1 tRNA gene and 1 rRNA gene are annotated in these 811 nt (G+C 42.7%); both read right to left on the bottom strand.

What is annotated here, in order from left to right:
* Nucleotides 1-433: ribosomal RNA gene (locus A3712_RS18990) — 23S ribosomal RNA — on the bottom strand; the annotation flags it as partial.
* Nucleotides 434-727: 294 nt separating this feature from the next.
* A tRNA-Ala gene (locus tag A3712_RS18985) sits at nucleotides 728-803 on the bottom strand.
* Between the last annotated feature and the right edge of the window lie 8 nt (nucleotides 804-811).

Here is an 811-nt window from a genome sequence, read left to right as displayed (position 1 = left end):
GTCAGTCAGTAGTATTTAGCCTTGGAGGATGGTCCCCCCATATTCAGACAGGATATCACGTGTCCCGCCCTACTCGTTTTCACTGATGATGAGATGTCGACTACGGGGCTATCACCCTTTATTGCGGCACTTTCCAGAGCCTTCGTCTGTCTCATTAAAAGCTTAAGGGCTAATCCAATTTCGCTCGCCGCTACTTTCGGAATCTCGGTTGATTTCTTTTCCTCGGGGTACTTAGATGTTTCAGTTCCCCCGGTTTGCCTCTTGCTGCTATGTATTCACAACAAGATACTTACTTATGTAAGTGGGTTTCCCCATTCGGAAATCCCAGACTCAAATGACTTTTACTGTCTAATCTGGGCTTATCGCAAGTTAATACGTCCTTCATCGCCTCTGACTGCCAAGGCATCCACCGTGTACGCTTAGTCACTTAACCATACAACCCGAAAGGGTCTTAGTGTATGGCAACTAACCAAGGTTTTTGGTTGTAATAAGAAGGGTTAATTCTTATTACGTGTTTGCCGGACTCAATGTGATTCAAATTAGATTTGAATCGAATACAAGACACTTGAATGTGTTTGTGTTGTGTTTATCCAAAGGATAAACATTGAGAACTTTTAATTTGATTAACTCTTAGAGTTAATCAGTCAGCTTTCCAAATTGTTAAAGAGCTAGATATTTCAAAAGAAATAACCATTTTTAAAGATTCTTAAGGAAGAACACTTAAAGATGGTGGAGCTATGCGGGATCGAACCGCAGACCTCCTGCGTGCAAGGCAGGCGCTCTCCCAGCTGAGCTATAGCCCCATCTAAGT

Source organism: Vibrio sp. HI00D65, from assembly GCF_001635455.1.
Classification (GTDB): Bacteria; Pseudomonadota; Gammaproteobacteria; order Enterobacterales; family Vibrionaceae; genus Vibrio.
This window is presented reverse-complemented; position numbering and strand designations above follow the sequence as displayed.